This is a genomic window from Vibrio minamisatsumaniensis, assembly GCF_050337445.1.
Taxonomy (GTDB): Bacteria; Pseudomonadota; Gammaproteobacteria; order Enterobacterales; family Vibrionaceae; genus Vibrio; species Vibrio artabrorum.
In genome coordinates, this window is record NZ_JAKJSY010000076.1 from 1 (window position 1) to 22,839 (window position 22,839).

General features: G+C 43.6%; 18 protein-coding genes and 2 pseudogenes. 13 read left to right on the forward strand and 7 right to left on the reverse strand.

Annotated elements, in window-relative coordinates; genetic code table 11:
* A pseudogene (locus L4B77_RS15830) lies at positions 1 to 210 on the reverse strand (helix-turn-helix domain-containing protein); the annotation flags it as partial.
* A gap of 89 nt (positions 211 to 299) precedes the next feature.
* Positions 300 to 1,301, reverse strand: a complete 1,002-nt coding sequence (locus L4B77_RS15835) for a porin family protein (protein ID WP_429751591.1) — start codon at positions 1,299 to 1,301, stop codon at positions 300 to 302.
* A 513-nt stretch (positions 1,302 to 1,814) separates the two neighbouring features.
* Here L4B77_RS15835 and dinG point away from each other — a divergent pair.
* The 8 genes and pseudogenes from dinG to xthA all read left to right on the forward strand — a co-directional run bounded on the left by dinG (position 1,815) and on the right by xthA (position 11,586).
* Positions 1,815 to 3,890, forward strand: a complete 2,076-nt coding sequence (gene dinG / locus L4B77_RS15840; protein WP_429751593.1) for an ATP-dependent DNA helicase DinG — start codon at positions 1,815 to 1,817, stop codon at positions 3,888 to 3,890.
* A 128-nt stretch (positions 3,891 to 4,018) separates the two neighbouring features.
* A complete protein-coding gene (locus L4B77_RS15845) occupies positions 4,019 to 4,798 on the forward strand; it encodes a sulfite exporter TauE/SafE family protein (RefSeq protein ID WP_261837608.1) in 780 nt (259 codons plus the stop codon).
* A gap of 22 nt (positions 4,799 to 4,820) precedes the next feature.
* Complete coding sequence (locus L4B77_RS15850; protein ID WP_429751595.1) at positions 4,821 to 5,369, forward strand: primosomal replication protein; 549 nt, start codon at positions 4,821 to 4,823, stop codon at positions 5,367 to 5,369.
* Positions 5,359 to 5,529 (forward strand): pleiotropic regulatory protein RsmS, encoded by a 171-nt coding sequence (gene rsmS / locus L4B77_RS15855; RefSeq protein ID WP_372040103.1) that lies wholly within the window; start codon positions 5,359 to 5,361, stop codon positions 5,527 to 5,529. Before L4B77_RS15850 ends, rsmS begins: the two co-directional genes overlap by 11 nt.
* A 78-nt stretch (positions 5,530 to 5,607) precedes the next feature.
* Positions 5,608 to 6,741 carry a ribosomal protein uL16 3-hydroxylase gene (locus L4B77_RS15860; protein ID WP_429751598.1) on the forward strand — a complete coding sequence of 378 codons (1,134 nt, stop codon included), beginning with the start codon at positions 5,608 to 5,610 and terminating at the stop codon, positions 6,739 to 6,741.
* Positions 6,742 to 7,071: 330 nt separating this feature from the next.
* A pseudogene (gene emrD, locus L4B77_RS15865) lies at positions 7,072 to 8,276 on the forward strand (multidrug efflux MFS transporter EmrD).
* A 253-nt stretch (positions 8,277 to 8,529) separates the two neighbouring features.
* Positions 8,530 to 10,620: a S9 family peptidase gene (locus L4B77_RS15870; protein ID WP_429751600.1), complete on the forward strand. Its 2,091-nt coding sequence runs from the start codon at positions 8,530 to 8,532 to the stop codon at positions 10,618 to 10,620.
* A gap of 159 nt (positions 10,621 to 10,779) precedes the next feature.
* Positions 10,780 to 11,586: an exodeoxyribonuclease III gene (gene xthA / locus L4B77_RS15875; RefSeq protein ID WP_429751602.1), complete on the forward strand. Its 807-nt coding sequence runs from the start codon at positions 10,780 to 10,782 to the stop codon at positions 11,584 to 11,586.
* 79 nt (positions 11,587 to 11,665) lie between these two features.
* On the opposite strand, the gene L4B77_RS15880 is transcribed toward xthA, so the two are convergent.
* The 4 genes from L4B77_RS15880 to L4B77_RS15895 form a co-directional block, all read right to left on the reverse strand.
* Positions 11,666 to 12,343 (reverse strand): ABC transporter permease, encoded by a 678-nt coding sequence (locus L4B77_RS15880; protein WP_372040111.1) that lies wholly within the window; start codon positions 12,341 to 12,343, stop codon positions 11,666 to 11,668.
* 2 nt (positions 12,344 to 12,345) lie between these two features.
* On the reverse strand, positions 12,346 to 13,086 hold the full coding sequence (locus L4B77_RS15885; RefSeq protein WP_261837616.1) for an ABC transporter permease: 741 nt from the start codon (positions 13,084 to 13,086) through the stop codon (positions 12,346 to 12,348).
* A gap of 79 nt (positions 13,087 to 13,165) precedes the next feature.
* Positions 13,166 to 13,936: an ABC transporter substrate-binding protein gene (locus L4B77_RS15890; protein WP_372066007.1), complete on the reverse strand. Its 771-nt coding sequence runs from the start codon at positions 13,934 to 13,936 to the stop codon at positions 13,166 to 13,168.
* A 157-nt stretch (positions 13,937 to 14,093) separates the two neighbouring features.
* On the reverse strand, positions 14,094 to 14,864 hold the full coding sequence (locus L4B77_RS15895) for an ABC transporter ATP-binding protein (RefSeq protein WP_261837618.1): 771 nt from the start codon (positions 14,862 to 14,864) through the stop codon (positions 14,094 to 14,096).
* Between the two features lie 778 nt (positions 14,865 to 15,642).
* Between L4B77_RS15895 and L4B77_RS15900 the strand changes: the two genes are divergently transcribed.
* From L4B77_RS15900 to L4B77_RS15920, 5 genes are all read left to right on the forward strand, one after another.
* Complete coding sequence (locus L4B77_RS15900) at positions 15,643 to 17,184, forward strand: DUF3360 domain-containing protein (RefSeq protein WP_261837619.1); 1,542 nt, start codon at positions 15,643 to 15,645, stop codon at positions 17,182 to 17,184.
* 316 nt (positions 17,185 to 17,500) lie between these two features.
* Positions 17,501 to 19,777, forward strand: coding sequence for a formate C-acetyltransferase (gene pflB, locus L4B77_RS15905; protein ID WP_429751606.1), 2,277 nt, complete (start codon positions 17,501 to 17,503; stop codon positions 19,775 to 19,777).
* 201 nt (positions 19,778 to 19,978) lie between these two features.
* Positions 19,979 to 20,980, forward strand: coding sequence for a lipid A deacylase LpxR family protein (locus L4B77_RS15910; RefSeq protein WP_429751608.1), 1,002 nt, complete (start codon positions 19,979 to 19,981; stop codon positions 20,978 to 20,980).
* A gap of 158 nt (positions 20,981 to 21,138) precedes the next feature.
* The gene (gene pflA, locus L4B77_RS15915; protein WP_261837622.1) at positions 21,139 to 21,879 is read left to right on the forward strand and encodes a pyruvate formate lyase 1-activating protein; all 741 of its coding nucleotides are present in this window, start codon (positions 21,139 to 21,141) and stop codon (positions 21,877 to 21,879) included.
* A 221-nt stretch (positions 21,880 to 22,100) separates the two neighbouring features.
* Complete coding sequence (locus tag L4B77_RS15920; protein WP_261837623.1) at positions 22,101 to 22,601, forward strand: YfbU family protein; 501 nt, start codon at positions 22,101 to 22,103, stop codon at positions 22,599 to 22,601.
* A 119-nt stretch (positions 22,602 to 22,720) separates the two neighbouring features.
* Here L4B77_RS15920 and L4B77_RS15925 read toward each other — a convergent pair.
* A partial coding sequence (locus L4B77_RS15925) for an IS3 family transposase (protein ID WP_429751611.1) occupies positions 22,721 to 22,839 on the reverse strand: 119 nt, incomplete at its 5' end.

Sequence of the window (22,839 nt, forward strand, 5' to 3'; positions counted from 1 at the left end):
CATTAAATTCAATGCTTTTCGTTTTGTTTGAGCAGTCGCGGCATGCTTAGTTGGTAAAAATGAATCAGTATCATGGATGGCAAAGACTTGAGCCCAATACCGTATCTGTCTTGAAGAAATTGAATATTGTTTTGCTAAGTAGAGAGATGACGTGCCATCTAAGTATTGCTTAGCAATGATACATTTTAGCTCTCGGCTATATTTGGACATAAAAAGACCCCCAATAATTGGTGTCCAACTATTGGGGGTCAGTTCATATGACTGGCTTTTACAACGTTACTTAACTAAAAATCAAACGATTAGAAGTGGTAGTAAGCCGCTGCGAATACGTAAGTATCTTTGTCACCTTTAGGTACGTCAAGTTCTTGTTTAACATCGATACCCATATCAACTTTTTCGCTGTAAGTGTACATTACTGCAACGTTCATGTAGCTGTTATCAGCGTCAGCTTCATTCTTCTTCTCAGTAGTGTTTGCACCGTAACCAGCAGCAACAGTCAGTTGCTCAGTCGCAGCGTATGAACCAGATAGGTAGTAACCAGTATTTTTCAGCTCATCAGCATTAACACCTGTTAGATCCTTCGCATTGCCGTCATCAATCCAAGCGTTAGCACCCAGTTTCACTTTATCTAGCGTTACGTTACCAGAAAGCGATGTAGTCGTGAACTCAGAATCTTGGCGAGCTTCGTAACCAGCATAGATGTTGAACATGTCTTGCTCTACACCAACATAACCGTTGTAACCCATTTCGCCTTTTTCACGGTTATCATCAGTATCAAAAGCAGAGATGCCGTAAGCAATACCAGAAGTTACACCTTCGAATTTAACAACGTTGAAAGCATCAGATGCATCACCAGCAGAAGCGCCAAACTCGTAAGTCATGTCGCCAGCACCGTCAACTTTATCTAGAGCTGTATCGTTTTCCCAACCGAAAGATGCTACACCAACACCCGTGTCAAAACCTAACCAAGCTTTATCTACGTCTGTAGCAGGGCCTGATTGGATGTCTTTTGCTTGCTCATCAGAGCTGTAGTTCATCATTAGGTCAGTTTCAAAGTAACCAATCCAACGGTTGTTTTTGTAGTTTACTGCAACAGTAAGACCCGTTGCCCAGTCGTCGTAAATCGCTTTAGTTTCTGTATCGTAGTAACCACCAAGACCCCATGAACCAGATACTGAGAACTGGTCTTTCTGCATGCTGTCAAACTCAAACATTGGTTTAGAGTTTTCAGAGTTAGTTTGTACTGCAAATGCAGATGTAGATACTGCTGCGATTGCTAGCGCTAGAATAGTCTTTTTCATAATAAGTCCACTGCCTTTTCTAAGAATGGGAGATCCTTGCCCGGTTCCCTTTTATTTTTTATGACTGCTGATTACCACTCTATGTTGGCTAATCAGCGCCACTAAATTTCGAAGCCTAGATTGCAAAATATTATCCTGCGTGTCAAATAAACTAAAAACACACCCAAAAAAATATAAAAACCAAAAAAATCAATGATTTACATAAAATTTCACCATTTTACGAGTAATGTAACCTTTCTTTTACCAAGAAATTTCACAACCGTATAAAACAATAAATTAGAATAAAACACCAATAAAAACCTAAAAAACCCACTTAAATGAAATTTAAAACCTGTAATATGATTATTTTTGATATTTATATTTCACAAGAGAGATGTGTTCGTTAAGTTCTTGATGGTTCAGTTTTTTTTTGTGAAGAAGATCTACCTTTGATTCAAAAGCAAGCTATTTTGTCTTAAATGTACCGACTAGTGATATGTGCTACTATCTTCGCTCCGTTACGTAGGTCACAGTATGCTAACTACTAAAATTCAAAACTCTATTCGCACCAGTTATCAAAACCTCCAAGATCAGTTGGACAACTTCGTCCCGCGACGTGCTCAAAATTATCTTGTTGCAGAAATTGCCAAGACACTTTGTGGTCAATACCACAAAAGTCATCGCATGATTGTTGCTGAAGCAGGAACAGGGATTGGGAAATCACTGGCTTATTTAATGGCCACAATTCCTGTCGCGGTGATCAATAATCGAAAAATCATCATTTCGACAGCGACGGTTGCTCTACAAGAACAACTCGTCAATAAAGATCTCCCTCTATATAGAAGGCTCACTGACAGAGAGTTCTCATTTATACTCGCGAAAGGCAGACAACGTTACTGTTGCTCAGAGAAACTGGCCGCTGCGTGTGGCGTTGATGGCGGGCAAATGGCGATGTTCGAATCCAAACCAAAGAAAAAGGATATCGAACAACTGCAAACCATGTACCGTAGTTTGGCTCAAGGAAAATGGGATGGCGACCGCGACTCATGGCCGAAACCCATCGACAACATGATTTGGCAAATGATCGTAAGTGATAAGCACAGCTGCAACAATAGTATGCCAACACATAGAGATTGCCCTTTCCAAAAAGCCCGTTCAGAGCTAGATAAAGCAGACGTCATTATTGCTAATCACAGTTTGGTGATGGCCGACGCTGACTTAGGTGGCGGCGTTATTCTTCCAGAACCAGAAAATAGCATCTATATATTCGATGAGGCGCATCATTTACCTCATGTCGCGCGAGATCACTCGTCCGCAGCAGCGAGCTTGAAAGGCGCGGCTTCTTGGTTAGAGCGCTTGAATCAATCGATCACTAAGCTTTCGGGTTTAGCGGACGAAAAACGCGTCCATCGATTTAGAAATGAGTTGCAGGATTCTGTGCAGCAATTGATCCCTACCCTAAACCAGCTAAGTAAACAGTTTGACGCGACCCATTTTGAAGAAGGACTTTACCGCTTCGAACATGGTGATCTGCCAGAGTGGCTTGAAAACGAATCGAAAGACCTTAAACAGCTCACTCAAAAGGCGAGCCAAGCCGTCGCGAAAATCGCTGATCTTATCGCTGAACGGATCAAAGACGGCGAACTGTCAGCCAAGCTGGCCGAGCCAGCTCTGGCTGAAATCGGCTTCTACATACAAAGAACCGAAAATCTGGCTCAAGTTTGGCGTTTAATGGCTGAACCTAAACGTGAAAAAGGCGCTCCTTTGGCGCGCTGGTTGGAATTGAGTAAAGAAAACGAGGGCGACTTTGTTGTCAATGTCTCTCCGTTAGAGGTTGGTTGGCAGCTAGACCAACAGATTTGGAGTCGCTGTGTGGGCGCGGTATTAGTTTCAGCAACAATGAGAGCCCTTAACTCCTTTCATTTTTTCTGTCATCAAGCCGGTATCAGCCAAAAAACAGAAGATGGCGTGCAATTTCTGGCTTTAGCATCCCCGTTTGATTACCAAAATCAAGCGGAGCTGGTCGTTCCTGCAATGAAATACGAGCCTCAAGCACCGCAGTTTACCGAATATCTTATTGAAATATTGCCCGAGGTGATTGAGGACAACAAAGCCAATCTGGTTCTATTCTCATCGTATTGGCAAATGAACAAAGTTGCCGAAGCTTTGGAAGCCGATTTCGTGAAAAAGTCTTGGGCGTTACAGGTCCAAGGTGACACTTCACGTACAGAAATCCTAAAAAAACATAAAAAGCTGATCAAATTGGGGAAAACCAGTGTTCTTTTTGGAACCGGTAGCTTTTCTGAAGGTCTTGATTTACCAGGAGAGTTGCTTGAAAACTTGATCATCACCAAGATTCCATTTGGTGTACCTACATCACCGGTAGAGCAAGCCCATTCTGAATATATCGAATCACGAGGAGGCAATCCATTCATGCAGATTACGGTACCAGAAGCGAGTAAAAAGCTTATTCAATCTGTCGGACGATTACTGCGTAAAGAACGAGATTCTGGTAAAGTCACCATCCTTGATCGGCGCATCGTCACGAAGCGATACGGTAAATCTTTACTCGACTCGTTACCGCCGTTTAAAAGAACGATAAAATACTAATTTAGCCATCGTATCGGTGGCTTTGGGTCTCACATCGCTTGACCCTTGCATTCACAACTGTGCATGACTAACCCAAAGGTTACTCATGCCGCTGCCCTATCAGCACATAATGAGAACAATAGCTATTTATGGACATGATTGAACCAACCATGTTGGTTGTACTTGCTTTGGTTGCTTTTGCAGCCGGCTTTATTGATGCCGTGGCTGGTGGAGGCGGAATGCTAACCGTCCCTGCTTTACTATCACTTGGCCTACCGCCGCATATTGCACTGGGGACCAATAAGCTCGCAGCAACGTTTGCTTCATCAACGGCAGCCTTGACCTATTACCGTAAAAAGCTATTTAAGCCTCAATGCTGGATCAACGCGTTCATCGCCACACTCATCGGTGCAACCATTGGTACATTAACCGTCGACGCCATCAGCACCGAATGGCTAGAGAAAGCACTACCACTCGTAATTTTAGCGGCTGCCGTCTACACCATTTTTCACAAGACGCCAGATGCAAACAACAATGCGTCACCGAAACCGTGTCCGATACTTAAGAGAAAGCAAAAGTTTCAAGGGTTGATATTGGGGTTTTATGATGGTGTTGCAGGCCCTGGAACCGGGGCTTTTTGGACGGTAAGTTCGATGGCTCTGTATCGCCTAAATATCTTACTGGCTTCTGGCCTATCAAAAGCGATGAACTTTACCAGTAACCTCACCTCTTTAATCACTTTCGCGATCCTCGGACATATCGATTGGGTACTTGGTTTAACCATGGGTGTATGCTTAATGGCAGGCGCATTCGTAGGGGCACACTCTGCTATTCGTTTTGGTGCCACTTTTATAAGGCCGGTATTTGTCACCGTTGTGAGTATTCTCGCGCTCAAGCTGGCATACGAAGCGTGGTTTGTGAACTTATAGCCACCAACATTTGGGTAAAGAGATGAATCATTTTTCAAAATTAAAAAGCGTCATTGATACCTTGGTTGGCCATTGTTCTCAAGTCGACATAGGGCGAGGAGCATATCACCAAGCCTTGTTCGACCGCACTTTATTTAAGTCGAGAGCGTTTACTTTGCAGCCCTATGCACTCGAAGCGCAAGCGACTTATCACACCATATTGCGAGAACAAACTACCAATCAGCTCACCGCATCAAGAGCAAACTATCTGACGGAAAAGTTAACCAACCAGATAGGTGCCATTCAAAGAGAGCTTGCCAATCATGATTTACGTCTAGATCGAAAAAGTAAGTCCGGGAAAAACCTAAATGACTTATATAATGAACTCGCACAGCACCAAGATTGGCAAAAGCGGTTGGTCGATTTGGTACGAATACGAAAGTTAGCGTTTGATTCTGCGCCTCGTCACAGTAAGAAAAAAGCGGAAGAGGCTTGGCAGTTAGCCAAAGAACGACTAGAACGCTGTGAAGACTCAATGAAAAATATTGAGAGACTGATTAACTTAGAGAACCCTAAGCGAAATGAACACTGATCACACTCCATCACCACTGGATAATGCACCAGAAGAGGTGAAATTAGCGGTCGACCTGATCTATCTGCTCGAAAGCAACGACATTGACCCAAAGGTCGCGTTGGCGGCCATTAAGATCGTCCAACAAGATTTACAATCCAAACTAGCATCTAGCATCTAGCATCTAGCATCTAGCATCTAGCATCTAGCATCTAGCATCTAGCATCTAGCATCTAGCATAAAAATATACAGGATTCACATGTACCAACTTAGCTTTTCTATGCCCGAGTTTCTTGACAACTACTGGCATAAAAAACCCACCATCTTAAAAGGTGGCTTCCAAAACTTCGTCGACCCAATGTCGCCAGAAGAACTGGCAGGTTTATCGATGGAAGAAGAAGTGGATTCTCGCTTTGTCTCTAACCTCAACAACCAATGGACGGCAGAACATGGTCCATTTTCCGAAGAGAAATTTGCCAATCTCACTGAAACTCATTGGCAATTGATCGTTCAAGCGGCGAACCACTGGCACCAAGGTGCAAATCAGTTAACAGAAGCGTTTCAAGTGTTACCAAACTGGTTATTCGACGATCTCATGATTTGCTATTCGGCACCAGAGGGCGGTGTGGGTCCGCACATTGATCAATATGATGTATTCATCATCCAAGGCCAAGGTAAGCGTCAGTGGAAAGTTGGGGCGAAAGATGTCGGTCAATATAAAGAGACAATACAAGCGTCTGCACTTCGTCAAATAGAAGGTTTTGAGCCGATCATTGATGAAACTTTAGAGCCGGGCGATATCCTTTATATCCCACCAGGTTTCCCGCATGAAGGCAAAACGCTAGAGCCGTCAATGAGCTACTCTATTGGCTACCGTTCTCCTAAAGAACAAGAGCTGATCAGCAACTTTGCCGATTTTGTGCTTGCTCATGATATGGGTGACGTACACCTGCACGATCCAGAATTCAAAACGCAAAAAGGTTACGGCAAGATTCGTTCATCGGATTTAAGCAACCTAACAGGCATGTTGAAATCGGCATTAGAACAACCAGAAACCATCCGTGAATTCATGGGGTGTTTGCTGAGCCAATCCCGCCACCAGCTTGATATTGTTGCGCCTGAGCCATTATGGACTCAAGAAGAAATCATCCAGCACTTGGAGTCAGAAGGTGAAATTCACCGAGTATCAGGTTTAAAAGCACTCTACCATGAAGGCGACAGCAACACGGCTTTCATCAATGGTGAAGTCGTGAAAGTTGAAAAAGCGGACGCATCGCTACTCAACGTACTTTGCGATGATACTGTCCTGAATTCAGCAACGCTCCTGACGTCTTCCGGCGTAACAATAGTGACGGATTTGGTCAACAAAGGTTACTGGTTTATCGAAGACTAACTGTGTTGACTGGTTGCGACAAGCCTTAGAGCCTAGAACGTTAACACGATAAAAAGGGACAAATGAAGATCTTCGTTTGTCCCTTTTTCTGTTCAGAGGTGACTCAACCTTAAATACCCAAACCTTGAACTACCCACCATTTTCGGATTAGTTTTTATAATCCAAGTTATAGATTTTTATCTTGCTCAACTTCACACTTTTTGATTGCTAAGCTCGCAATCAAGCTCTAATATCTCGCGCCTAGATTCCCTGAACACTTTATTTATTTATTTAGCTCTCCCTAATGGAGTGCTAAGGCTTTTTACGTCCTATTTTTGGAGAGATACGCAAATGTCCGCCTCGTTTCCATTAGCGAAACTGACCTTTTTAATCGCTATTCTGACAGCCGTAGGTCAAATGACTCAAACAATGTATGTGCCTTCTATCGGTCACATGGCGGGTGAGTTCTTCGTTTCGGCGTCTTCACTTCAAGCTGTGATGGCGTGCTACTTAATCCCTTATGGTCTGTCGCAATTTGTCTATGGACCGCTTTCTGATCGCCTAGGCCGTAAACCTATCATCATTGCCGGTTTGATCATCTATATCATCGGTACTTTGGTCGCATTGTTCGCTAAAGATTATGAATGGTTCTTAATGGGTAGCTTTATCCAAGGTTTGGGCATCGGTTGTGGCGGTGCAATGTCTCGTACGCTGACTCGTGACTGTTTTGAAGGCGTAGAATTGCACCGTGCCAACAGCTTAATCAGTATGTGTGTGATTTTCTCGCCGTTGATGGCTCCGGTTCTGGGGGGATACTTAACCGAAGCTTTTGGTTGGCGATCTAGCTACTTATTCCTTGCGCTCTTTGGTATCGCGGTTGTGATCACCATGATGACAAGCATGATGGAAACACTGCCGAAAGAACGACGTAAGCATGAATCGGTCGCTAACAGCTACAAATTCGTTCTGTCTGACAAACGTTTCCAAGGTTTCTTACTGGTATTAGTCGCCACATTCGCTGGTGTGGCCGTCTTTGAAGCTGCGGCAGGCGTGTTACTGGGTGGTGTACTTGGCTTACCGGCGACCACAGTAAGCTTGTTGTTTGTCTTGCCTATACCGGGTTATTTAGTCGGCGCAGGCTTATCGAGTTACATCGCACAACGTGGCTCTGAGCGCCGTGTACTGAATGTTGGTCTAGTGGCGATCCTAGTAGGCTCAACAGTGGTGTTGATACCGGGTCTATTTGGTCAAACAACAGCATTCACTTTGATTGGCGGTGCCACCATTTACTTCTTGGGCGCTGGCATCTTATTCCCTGCGGCAACAACAGGAGCACTCTCACCGTTCCCATACCATGCCGGTACGGGGGCGCTATCTTAGGGGGTATGCAGAACCTAGGGGCAGGTATCGCAACGCTATTGGCCTCGTTCTTCCCCGTTCAAGACCAACTGCCACTGGGTTGTTTGATGATTGTGATGTCTTTTATCGTTCTGCTTGGTTTGCGTTGGGTCAATCGTAAACATGACCACTCAAACGAAATGCCATTGGCTATCTAAAGTAAAACTCAAATCCTGCCTAAACAAAAAGAGGGACATGCTGAAAAGTGTGTCCCTCTTTTATTGCACGTTTTCTCTAGACTGACGTCTCACATCAATTTCATTAAACATTACTTTGATTTTTTGAAAACAATAACAGACACTTATGCTAAAAGTGCATGTCCGACATCTAACTATCAATACTGTCATTGGAACAACTCCAGCGTATCTAGGCTCTAATAAAAAAAGATACTGTAATCAAGGAATACCAACCATGAACCACTACGCTCAATCGCAACTCGTCGCTCAGCAAACCCAAGCTCCCGTTGCTAAGAAAGTCCCTCACGCAATGACGATTCATGGTGACACCCGAATCGATGATTACTACTGGATGCGCGATGACCAACGCCAAGATCCAGCGATCTTACAACACCTTGAACAAGAAAATCAGTACGCAGAAACCGTGCTAAAGCACACAGAAGCGTTGCAAGAACAGTTATTCGAAGAGATCGAAGGGCGAATCGCGAAAGATGACAATTCAGTACCCGTTCGTAAAGGTAATTACTACTACTCGAATAACGTCTCAGGTGACAACGAATATCCCATTCACTTACGTGCAAAAGACTTTACAGGCACAGACAAGCAGATCATCTTGGATGTTAACGCGCTAGCAAAAGAACATGAATTTTTCAGTATTAGTGGCTTAGCGATCAGTCCAAACGAAAACTTGTTGGCTTATGGCGAAGATACGCTGAGCCGCCGTGTATACACCATCAAGATCAAAGACCTCACGACGGGGGAATACCTAAAAGATGAAATTGAAGGCGCTTCGAGTGCCATCGCGTGGCAAAACGACAATCAAGCCTTTTACTACATCAAAAAAGATCGACAAACATTACTGGGTTATCAAGTTTACCGCCACGTGTTAGGCACAGATCAGGCAAGCGATGAATTAATTTACGAAGAAACCGATAGCGCTTACTACACCTCTTTGAGTAAGAGCAAAGATGGTGAGCTGGTCTACATTTGGCACTCGAGCACAGAAACCAGCGGTGTTTCAGTCATCGACGCCAATAACCCAAAGGCGACTGCTGAGGCTTTCTACCCAAAAGAGACTGGCATAGAGTACGGCATCGCTAAGCTAGGTGATTGGTATTACATCTACACCAACTACCAAGCGGTCAACTTCCGTTTAATGAAAGTCACCGCCGAAGAGATGCACGATCGCTCAAAATGGGTCGATGTCATCCCTGCGGACGATAATACTCAGCTTGTTGATTTCGAATTGTTTGCTGATCATCTTGTTTACGAGCAACGCGCGGATGGTTTGTCTACAGTGAAAGTTCGCCAACTCTCAACAGGCCACGAGTTCCCACTTGAATTTAACGACAGCGCTTTTGCCGCTTACCTAACGGGTAACTATGAATTAGATAACTCAAAAGTTCGTATCTATTACAGCAGCTTAACCACGCCAGGTACTTACTATGATTTTGACCTAAGTACCGGTAAATCTGAACTCATGAAGCAAACACCCGTATTAGGTGATTTCAAAGCGGATAACTACCAATCAGAGCGAATCATGGTTACGGCTCGCGATGGTCAGCAAGTTCCTGTGTCTTTAGTTTATCGCAAAAGTTTATTCCAGAAAGACGGCACTAACCCAATCTACCAATACGGCTACGGCTCTTACGGTTCCACCATTGAACCGACGTTTAGCTCAACTCGCCTTAGCCTACTGGATAGAGGTTTCGTTTATGCAATCGCACATATCCGCGGTTCAGAAATGCTTGGTCGCCCTTGGTATGAGGATGGTAAGAAACTGACTAAACAAAACACATTTAATGACTTTGTCGATGTCACTAAAGGTCTGGTTGAAGAAGGTTACGGCGCAAAAGATAAAGTGTTCGCCGTGGGTGGCTCTGCTGGCGGTCTATTGATGGGTGCAATCATCAACCAAGCACCAGAACAGTACCGTGGTATTGGTGCACATGTTCCGTTTGTCGACGTGGTAACCACCATGCTTGATGAATCGATTCCTCTCACTACCAACGAGTATGACGAATGGGGCAACCCAAACGATAAAGCCTACTACGATTACATGCTGGGTTACTCACCATACGACAATATAAAAGAGCAACGCTACCCGAACATGTTGGTGACCACAGGTCTGCATGACTCCCAAGTACAATACTTTGAGCCAATGAAATGGGTGGCGAAGTTGCGTGAGATGAAAACAGACAACAACGTGTTGCTGTTCAAAACCGATATGGAAGCTGGTCACGGTGGCGCTTCTGGCCGATTCAAGCGATTGAAAGAAGATGCTCTTGAATACGCGTTCTTTTTAGATTTACTAAAGACTCAATAGATTCTGCGTAACTGTAACATTTAATGCCGCCATTTTGTCTCGACAAAGTGGCGACAGATATTATTAAGCATGGTTAAATACGATGAACCATGAAACCCACCCAATCAAAAACCTTTAAAGACAAGCAGTGACAAAGGTTTACGAGAGGTATAAAAACAAATGAAAGTAATTAGCTTCAACATCAACGGCCTTAGAGCTCGCCTTCATCAACTGCAAGCGGTTATCGACAAACACCAACCCGACGTAATTGGTCTGCAAGAGATAAAAGTGCACGATGAAGCCTTCCCCATTGCTGATGTTGAAGCAATGGGCTACAAGGTTTACTTCCACGGCCAAAAAGCTCACTACGGTGTGGCAATGTTGTGTAAGCAAGCCCCGATCTCTGTGCAGAAGGGTTTCCCAACAGATAATGAAGACCATCAAAAGCGCATGATCATAGCGACGTTTAAAGATGAAAATGGTGAAAAGGTTACCGTGCTCAATGGCTACTTCCCTCAAGGGGATAACATCAAGCATGAAACAAAGTACCCGTACAAACGCCAGTTCTACAAAGACTTAATGACTTACCTAAACGACTATCACAACAAAGATGAGCAAGTGATCGTAATGGGCGACATTAATATCAGCCCTATCGACGCAGATATCGGTATCGGTGAACCTAACGCAAAGCGCTGGTTGAAAACGGGTAAGTGTTCATTCCAACCCGAAGAGCGTGAGTGGCTAAAAACATTGGTGGATTGGGGCTTCGTAGACAGCTTCCGTTTGCTGCACCCTGAAGTGAACGATCAATACTCGTGGTTTGATTACCGTTCAAAAGGTTTCGTGGACAACCGTGGCCTGCGTATTGATGTAGTCCTAGCAACTCAAAAACTTGCTGATAAGTGTACTGAAGCGGGCATCGACTACGAGCTACGCGGCATTGAAAAACCGTCAGACCACGCTCCAATTTGGTCGACGTTTAAGTAACGAGTTAAACGGCTTCTTTTAATAAAAACGGCGCTCAATGAGCGCCGTTTTTATTAACGAAGATTTGTCCAGATTGCGATTAGCTAAGGGGTCTTAGATAAGCGAGGAAACGCTTCTCTGCGAATTTGAAAATCGCGATGATGATAAACGTTAGTGCCATGTAGAACAGACCTGCCGTTAGGAAAGACTCGAATGGGGCATAGTAACGTGAGTTCACCAAACGAGCAGCACCGGTTAGATCCATAATAGTTACGATACCTGCTACCGCAGAGCCGTGAAGCATGAAGATAACTTCGTTACTGTAAGCCGGTAATGCGCGACGTAGAGCACTTGGCAGAATGATGCGGCGGTAAGTCTTTGGTGTGCTCATGCCGTACGCTTTTGCGGCTTCAACTTCACCTTTAGGTAAGCCGTTAATGGCACCGCGAATGATCTCTGCTGTATATGCTGATGTGTTCAAAATGAATGCCACCAGAGCACAGAACCATGCGTTTTCCCATAGTGTGTCTTTTACTGGGAAAAACTGGTCCATACCGTAGTAAATCAAGTACAACTGTACCAACAAGGGTGTACCACGGAAGAAGTAGATGAACGACCAAGCCGGGACGTTAATCAAGATATTAGGACTGTTGCGAGCAATCGCGAGTGGTATCGCAACACATAAGCCAATGATCAAAGCGACGCAAACCATCCACGCCGTTGTCCATAGACCACTAAGGTAAATCGGCAGGCTTTCAATAATCAATGAAAAGTCCATAACTACCTCGTGTGGATACTGAATTTACGTTCAACCAACTTAAGCAAGCCTGTCGAAACACTGGTAAAGAATAGGAAGATAAGTGCCACTGTCATATAAAATGTGAACGGCATTTTAGTCGAACCCGCCGCCAATGTACTGACACGCACCATGTCTTCTAAGCCGATAATAGAAACCAACGCCGTGGTTTTCAGTAAAACTAACCAGTTGTTACCAAAACCAGGTAAGGCGTGACGGATCATTTGCGGTAATAAAATACGACGAAATGCTAAAACAGGCCCCATACCATAGGCCTTTGCCGCTTCCATTTCACCGCTATCAACCGCCATGATCGCACCACGGAAAGTTTCAGCCATATAAGCACCAAAGATGAAGCCGATGGTTAACACACCTGCAATAAATGGGCTGACATCAATATAATCAGGTAAGTAAGCGGTCCATTCATGGTTAGGATCACTTGAAGTGAACCACTCATTGAGCCACTCATTGATGGAATACAAACTGTTGTTTAAAAGGATTTGTCCACCAAAGAAAATTAACATCATCAAGACGAGATCTGGGATACCTCGAATGACGGTTGTGTAGAGAGTTGCAATAGCACGAGCCCAGCGATAAGGCGCGAGTTTTGCTAAAGCACCTAGCATACCAAGAACCATTGCTAAAATGAGCGACAGCAAGGCAACTTCGATTGTAAGTGCCGCCCCTTTCAGGATCGACGCTTCATATCCTAGTAAATCAAACATAATGAATTCCAACAGAACTGCGAAAAAGTTGGTAAGACAGGGAGAGGAGAGCCTCTCCCTTAACGAGTCGCACTAGAGATTACTCACCGTATACATCGTAGTTGAAGTACTTAGCCGCGATATCTTGGTAGATGCCTTTTTCACGTAGTGAAAGAATTGCAGCGTCTAATTGCTTGGTCAGATCTTTGTCTTGCTTACGTAGAGCAATACCAAAACCGTCACCGAACCACTTAGGATCAGTGAGTGATGGACCAACAAACTCGTAGTCTTCACCGCCGGCTTTGTTTAGTACGCCTTCTTCTAGAGCAGATGCATCGCCGAGTACAGCAGCAACACGACCGTTAGCGAGATCCAGATAAGCCTCGTCGAAAGAGCCGTAACGAACGATCTCTACGGTATCACCGTAGTTGTCTGTTAGGTACTTATCGTGAGTTGTAGCACGTTGAACGGCAATTTTTTGACCACTTAGATCATCAAAATTAAGACCAGCGCCTTTTTTTGCGATGAACTTGTTTGGGATAAGTGCGTATTTCCCCGTAAAGTCGATTTTTTTCTTACGTTCTTCCGTGATAGACATTGCCGCGATGATCGCATCATATTTACGAGCAAGTAGAGAAGGAATGATACCATCCCAATCTTGCGCAACGATCTTACACTTGACCTGCATTTCAGTACAAAGGGCGTTAGCCATATCAACATCGAAACCTTTCAGTGAACCGTCGGCTTCTGTCCAGCTAAATGGAGGATAAGCACCTTCAATACCGAAACGCACTGTTTTCCATTCCTTTGCTTGAGCTACGCCCGTTGCTGCAGTTGCAGCAAGTGCCGCGACTAATAACCACTTTTTCATATCCCTACTCCTGTGATTTAGATTTTTATATTTTGCTATTGTGTTTGTTGTGACTAATTACATATTGGTTGTTTTTCATTGTTCACTGGCGCCATTTACCCTAGCAGCAGTATTTCAATTCTGTTTCGCCTTAAAAAGGTGTCCTTAAAGAGTGCGATTAATAGATCGATGAGATAAATTGTTGTAATCGTTCAGATTCAGGTTGTGTAAACAGTTTTGCTGGATCGCCCTGCTCTTCGACTAGACCTTGATGTAAAAACATCACATGATTTGATACATCACGAGCGAATGCCATTTCATGCGTGACCACCAGCATGGTTCTTCCTTCTTCCGCTAAGTCACGCATAACGCCAAGTACTTCCCCGACTAACTCTGGATCGAGTGCCGATGTGGGTTCATCAAACAACATCACTTCCGGGTCGACAGCTAAAGCACGAGCGATAGCAGCACGTTGTTGTTGCCCACCAGACAGATGTCCTGGGTAGTAATCTTTACGCTCATACAGGCCGACTTTCTTCAGGAGTAATTCTGCATTTTCAATCGCCTGTGCTTTAGGTACACCCAAAACATGAACAGGTGCTTCGATAACATTTTCGAGAACGGTGAGGTGAGACCATAGATTGAAACCCTGAAAAACCATCGCTAGACGAGAACGGATACGCTGTACTTGTTTTTCATTGGCAGGAACAGAAACACCTTGTCGGTTATTTTTCATTTGAATCAATTCGCCATTCACCCAAATTTCGCCAGCAGTAGGAGTCTCTAAAAGGTTGATACATCTAAGGAAAGTGCTTTTACCTGACCCCGAGGATCCGATAATCGATACTACATCGCCTTTATGCGCAGAAAGTGAAATTCCCTTTAAAACTTCATTTTGACCAAACGTTTTGTGTAAGTCCTTTATGTCCAGCGCCGGTACATCTGTCATGCGCTTTCTCTCCCAAGTCTGTGAAAATGCAAGGTACTCCGACCTTTTTCATGCGATACAAACTAGCACCACACCAACCAACATGCAACAAATTATTAACCCACCCGAGCGGGCATAATTAACACTTATCTTCGGTTTATTATGCAAAATATAGTATTTAAACCTCAAATTCGTGCATAGTTTACATTCTCAGGTCATAATTTTGACCATTGCATTGTTTAAATAAAGTTAATTAAAATGAAATATTGGTCACTTGACACCTGATTAACAACACAAATTTGCTGAACAAATAAAGGACACGATCAAAGAATATGGCGTTCAAAAAACCACCCCATACACGCAATTATTTTCCGTTTTTATCATGTAAGTGTTGTCTAAATTAAGGACGCAAGCGAGCAATCATCAAATCGCTCACTAAGATTGAGAAATTCACGCATAAATGGACGGTCAAAACTTAAATGAGACTCGTAAACGTCAATTTGTGAAAACAAATTACACCTTTCATCAATAATACGTTAATGAATCGCTGCGTTTTGTAGCTTTCTTTCACATAAACTCATAAAATGATCAAGATCAATCACCCTAAAGGGTAAGCTTGTTACACTCCTGAACACAAAATAAGGCATAAAAATGCCAAATATTTCTTTTAACTTTCTCGCATAAAGCACGCCAAATACGTGTAACATAATGTAGGTAAGTTATAACGAAGAAATAACGCAATTACGCGAACTTATAGAATTCAATTTTAGAATTACTAACATAAAAATATGAGGAATCTATGTCAGACGTTGTCAATAATGCGAACTCTGAAGTAGAAGAGAAAAGCTATAAAGAGCTACACCGCCCTGCTTCCGAATTTGAGAGCCGCTCAGATTATCTAGATCATGAGCTTCAAATTATGAAGCCACGCCGGTTTGGCCTAAATCTTCCAGGTCGAGATTTCCGATTCGAACTTGAAGATCTCGTTCCTGCTCTTGCTGGTACCATTGGTATTATCGCGATGTACTCTGCGGTAATGATGTCTTGGGCTGAAGGTCTGACTGCGGCATGGGACCACGTACACTTGGGCAAAGATTTTGCTATCGAAGTTGCGCGTGTAGAAATGCTTATCCCTGCACTGCTTTTCTGTGTACTTGCTTCTGGTTTTATTAACCCTAAAGCCAACCTGGCCGGTAACCACGGTCCAATGATCCCTCTTATTGGTACCATCGCTCTTGCTGGTGCTCACCCTCTTGCGTTGGCCATTCTAATCGGTGTATTCGGTCTTCTGCTGAGTTTCCTAAAAGGTGGTTCCAAATTGGTGAACCTCACCTCGGAAGGTACAGCCGGGGGCTTGCTTATCTTCTTGGGTTTGACTGGTACCATGAGTCAGATTACTTCTATTCAAGAATGGGCAGTGGGTCTGCAATCTTCTTCGGTTGAAGCGGGCAGCATGGGTTATGTTGGTCTGATCGTACTGGCAGTCACTATCGCACTATATGCATTCCTTGCAAAAGTGAACAAGCGTTGGCTTGCTATTCCAGTATGTGCATTCACAGGTCTTGTCATCGCATTAGTACTAGGTGCCGGTTTCGATATTAAATTCGTCACTGAACCCGGTCTTCCTAACCTAAACCCAGTTTACTGGTGGGGTTCGACTTCTGAAGGTTGGATGCTAGGTCTTCCTAACATGGAACACTTCATCGCATCTCTACCATTTGCAATCCTTGCAGTAGCAATGTGGTCTCCTGACTTCCTAGGTCACCGTATCTTCCAAGAATTGAACTATCCTAAAAAGACTGAAAAAGTACTGATGGATGTAGATGACACAATGACGATGTGTTCTATCCGTCAGATGGTAGGTACAGCCGTAGGTGGTGGTAACATCACTTCATCTTGGGGTACTTACATGATTCCAGCAGCGATCGCAAAACGCCCTATCCCTGGCGGTGCTATCCTTCTAGGCCTTCTAGTGATGATCATCGCAATCCTTGGTTTCCCAATGGACATCGCGGTATGGCCACCAGTAATGCGTGTTGCTCTTCTTGTTGGTGTATCTCTACCTCTACTTGAAGCGGGTATGCAGATGGTTAAAGATTCGAAAGATTCTCAAGCGGCTGGTATCTGTATCTTCGGTTCAGCGGTTGTTAACCCTGTACTCGCATGGGCGATAACTATGCTACTTGACAACAATGGTCTGATTGGTGATAAAGAGCGTGCTAAGCGTCTATCATTTGTAGACAAGATTGTTATCCCAGTGGGTGTTTTAATTATCTGTCTAGTCGCAATGCTTGCTGTTGGTATGTTAGAAAGCCAATATGGTCTGAAAGCTTGGCTATAAGTGTCCTCACTACACAAAAGTAGTGTTGAAACTAAAAAAAAGTTTGGGTGGCAACCTTTGTCACTCAAATTTTTTCAATTTTATTCAACTTTTTTTGTATTTATTGATTTAGTTTAAGGTTTGCAGAAATTTTTTAGCGTAGTCTTGAATTCATAGAGTAAAGACCACATATAAAAAGTAGTGACAATATATATAACCATATGATGCGATTATGCTCATATATATTGTTATTAATAAGAGTGTACTACCCTTACGAGGGGCGCTGGTACAACAGTGTTAATGTACGTGTTTTTTCTACTAAAAAGGTAGGTATGTCATGGCAGAGCAATTTGCTAAAGCTTGGGAAGATTTTGCTGCAGGTGAGTGGCAAAACGAAGTAAACGTTCGTGATTTCATTCAAAAGAACTACACGCCGTATGAAGGCGACGAGTCTTTCCTAGTTTCTGAAGGTACTGAGGCTACTAATAAGCTTTGGGCTTCGGTAATGGAAGGTATCAAACAGGAAAACGCAACTAAAGCACCTGTAGATTTCGATACTTCTGTTATCTCTACCATCACTTCTCATGATGCGGGTTACATCGAAAAAGATCTTGAGACTATCGTTGGTCTTCAAACAGAGAAACCACTTAAACGTGCGATCATCCCTAACGGTGGTATTCGTATGGTTGAGGGTTCTTGTAAAGCATACGGTGAAACTCTTGATCCAACCGTTTCTAAAATTTACTCTGAGTACCGCAAAACACACAATGCTGGTGTTTTCGATATCTACACGCCTGATATCCTAAAATGTCGTAAGTCTGGTGTTCTAACGGGTCTTCCTGATGCTTACGGCCGTGGTCGTATCATCGGTGACTACCGTCGTGTTGCACTTTACGGTATCGACTTCCTAATGAAAGACAAGTACGCTCAGTTTACTTCTCTTCAAGAAAAATTCGAAAACGGCGAAGATCTTGCAGCTACAATGCAATTGCGTGAAGAGATCTCTGAGCAACATCGTGCTCTAGGTCAAATCAAGCAAATGGCTGCGACATACGGTTTCGATATCTCTGAGCCAGCTCAAACAGCTCAAGAAGCTATCCAATGGACTTACTTCGGCTACCTAGCTGCTGTTAAATCTCAAAACGGTGCTGCAATGTCTCTAGGTCGTACTTCGACTTTCCTAGACATCTACATCGAACGTGATATCGCTGCTGGCAAGATCACTGAAGTTGAAGCGCAAGAAATGATCGACCACTTCGTAATGAAGCTGCGTATGGTTCGTTTCCTACGTACTCCTGAGTACGATGAGCTGTTCTCTGGCGACCCAATCTGGGCAACAGAGTCTATGGGTGGTATGGGTGTTGACGGTCGTACACTAGTAACGCGTTCGAACTTCCGTTTCCTAAACTCTCTATACACAATGGGGCCTTCTCCAGAGCCAAACATTACTGTTCTTTGGTCTGAGCAACTGCCTGACGGCTTCAAACGTTTCTGTGCGAAGGTATCTATCGATACTTCTTCTATCCAGTACGAAAATGATGACCTAATGCGTCCTGATCTTAATTCAGATGATTACGCTATCGCTTGTTGTGTATCTCCAATGGTTGTTGGTAAGCAAATGCAGTTCTTCGGTGCTCGTGCTAACCTTGCGAAAACAATGCTTTACGCAATCAACGGCGGTGTAGACGAAAAACTTAAGTTGCAAGTTGGCCCAGTTGGCGACAAGATCACTGACGAAGTTCTTAACTACGACGACGTAATGACTCGCCTAGACTCATTCATGGACTGGTTAGCGAAACAATACGTGACAGCTCTAAACAGCATTCACTACATGCACGACAAGTACAGCTACGAAGCGTCTCTAATGGCTCTTCATGACCGTGACGTTCGTCGTACAATGGCTTGTGGTATTGCTGGTCTATCTGTTGCTGCTGACTCACTGTCTGCAATCAAGTTCGCGACGGTTAAACCAATTCGCGACGAAGATGGCATCGCAACTGACTTCGAAATCGAAGGCGATTACCCTAAATACGGTAACAACGACTCTCGTGTAGATGATATTGCTTGTGAACTAGTTTCTACGTTCATGAACAAGATCCGTAAGCTTAAGACTTACCGCAACTCTATCCCTACACAGTCAGTTCTTACTATCACGTCTAACGTGGTTTACGGTAAGAAAACAGGTAACACTCCAGACGGTCGTCGTGCTGGCGCTCCTTTCGCTCCTGGTGCAAACCCAATGCACGGTCGTGATGAGAAAGGCGCTGTAGCTTCACTAACGTCTGTAGGTAAACTACCGTTTGCCGACGCACAAGATGGTATCTCTTACACGTTCTCTATCGTGCCAAACGCACTAGGTAAAGAACAAGACAGCCAACGTGCTAACCTTGCAGGCCTAATGGATGGTTACTTCCACCACGAAGCTGGCATTGAAGGTGGTCAACACCTTAACGTTAACGTTCTTAACCGTGAAACTCTTGAAGACGCAGTTAAGCACCCTGAGAAATACCCTCAGCTAACAATCCGTGTATCGGGTTACGCTGTTCGCTTTAACTCTCTAACTGCAGAGCAACAAGCTGACGTAATCGCACGTACATTTACTGAATCTCTATAAGCCTAGACGCTTAAACTGACCATTCAGTAATAATGAGCCTCGCCAATGTGCGAGGCTTTTTTTATATTTAAAACAAATAACGCTGATTTGACTTCTCTTTCAAAGGGTCAATTAAGTAAACACGTCTTCTATTGACTTTTTTTCACATATTCGAGCAAACTACGGTACTATCTACGTTCACATTTTTAGAGTAATTGAACCATGAAATACCTTCGTTGTTTACCCCTCATTCTTCTCTCTTTTGCATCAATGGCGTCTGAGCGGTCTACGTTTACTTTTGCACTAGACAACGATGGCATCTTTGGTGTCGATCAAGACTATACCAACGGCATATTTCTAAGCTACACATCATCAAGCATCACACCCTATAATTGGGTCAAACCATTAAGTCTTTCCTATTGGGGCGCAAGCTCTTTAGATAAATGGGAAGTCACCATCGGCCACAAAATGTATACCCCTTCAGATATAAAACTGGAAACGCCTTCAGCCAATGATCGTCCATATGCCGGTTATCTGCATACCGAACTCAACTACATCAGCCTGCACCCACAGCTAGTGCAACGTTTCAATATCACCTTGGGCACAACAGGTGAAAGTGCACTTTCTGAAGACGCTCAAAAATTGGTTCACTCAATCACTAAATCGGGTGAGCCTATGGGTTGGGAATATCAGATAGATGATGAGTACGCGGGTAGCATTGGTTACTTAAGTCATTTCAACCTAATGCGTAACCAAGCTTTAGCGAATACTCATGTCGAGATCTCTAACGTATCTGAAGTCAATATTGGTAACTTTAGAAGCGATATTTCAACAGGCTTCATGTTCCGTTGGGGCACAGACTTAGGTGGTAACTTTGGCGCGGCCAATATCACCACAGAAAACCCTTTTAGACCAGGTATGATTGGCGCGTCAAACACGGGATGGTTTACCTATGCCGGCCTTGAAGGTCGTTACCGATTTAATGACTTAACTGTCGAAGGTGATCGTTCTGGTATTGATGAATACGCGAATAAAGTCGGTGATGATCCTGCATCCTACGATGTCACCTTAGAGAACCTTCAAGCAACAGCTGTGCTCGGTGTCGCTTGGTATAATCAATACGTTGGTGCCTCTTTCGCACTGACCGCTAAAACGCCTGATTATGAAGAAGCGCAAAAGTCGGCCTACACCACTGGTGGCATTACCCTGTTCGCTTTCTTCTAGTTCTGAGCAAAAACGCGCCTTTATTCTTAAATTGATTAAAGGCGCGACACTCATAGACGATTGCCTAATATTAAAAGGCTTCATTAACATTTGACCCTATTTTATGTACCGTTTTTGTAATAAAATAAGCGGCATAAATTCCTCTACGAGAATAGCTCATGTCTACAACTGGTCGTATTCATTCCTTCGAATCTTGTGGTACTGTCGATGGCCCTGGTATCCGCTTTATTGTGTTTCTTCAAGGCTGCTTAATGCGTTGTATGTACTGTCATAACCGTGATACATGGGATCTTCATGACGGAAAGGAAGTAACGGTCGAAGAGATCATCAACGAAGCAAAATCATACCGTCATTTCATGAAAGCATCAGGCGGTGGAATCACCTGCTCTGGTGGTGAAGCGATGCTACAACCTGAGTTTGTTCGTGACTTTTTCCGCGCCGCTCAAGCTGAAGGCATTCATACGTGTCTAGATACGAATGGCTACATTCGTAAGCACACCGAAGTAGTCGATGAAGTTCTCGAAGTCTCTGATCTAGTGATGCTCGATCTTAAGCACATGCGAGATGAGATTCACCACGATTTCATTGGTGTATCAAACCGACGTACTCTGGATTTTGCACGCTACCTGCACAAAATCGGTAAGACGACGTGGATTCGTTATGTGATTGTCCCTGGCTACACCGATACACCTGAAGATGCTCATCTTCTAGGTGAATTCATCAAAGATATGGATAACATCGAGAAAGTAGAACTGCTTCCATACCATAAGCTTGGTGCTCATAAGTGGGAAGCGCTTGGTTTTGACTACCCTCTTGAAGGTACAAACCCACCAAGCAAAGAGAAAATGGACGAGATTGTTGCTGTACTAAGCCAGTATCATTCAAACGTAAAGTACTAAAACTGACTTTACGTTCAACCTAAACTTCAAACGCTTCAATTTCGATTGAAGCGTTTTTTCTTGCCCGAGTTTTATCCTTTCACTTCTCTTTACAACTTTTATTTATCAACAGCAAAATTTATATTAAATCCGTGTTGAGATCATGTTTCTACGCGTAGGAATGCTGTTACTCTTACTGCAACAAAAAAATATAATATTTCGTTTTTAGTGAGGCTCCTCCCATGGAAATGACCAATGCTCAGCGTCTGATTCTATCAAATCAATACTACCTTATGTCTCAAATGGATCCTGAGAATGCAACAAAATACCAACGTCTACAAACGATTGTAGAACGTGGTTATGAACTCCAAATGCGCGAACTTAATAAAGAATTTGGTTGTTTGACTGAAGTAGAATGTCGCGAAATTATCGACATCATGGAGATGTACCATGCCATGCAAGAGTCGAACAAAATGCTCGCAGAGCAAGAGCAAGCGGAAGTAGATCAACGCCGCCTGCAGTTCTTAGGTTTTGATATCGCTTCTGAAGCTCAAATCGTACATTACGTGCGCTTCCTTGTTGACTCTGAAGGTCTGTACCCTCAATTTGATAAAGCGGATCACCACTTCAATAGCCAAATGCCAATGCTAGAAAAGTACCGTCGCATGCTCACAACATGGCGCAACTGCCCTCGTCAGTATCACCTATGTGCGACCGAACTATCTCAAATCTTTAATGCTTAATGCTTAATGCTTAATGCTTAATGCTTAATGCTTAATGCTCTAGTAGAGCAAATTTAATTCCGTTTATACAAGGGCTATTCATGAAGAATTGATCTGCTCCAGTTAGACTGGACACCGCATTAAGCTACATATTGTTTTTCAAAGTTAACTGGGCTTAGATACCCAAGAGCACTGTGCCTTCTTGTTCGATTATAATCAACTTCAATGTATTCAAAAAGCGCTTGGCGCATCTCTTCTC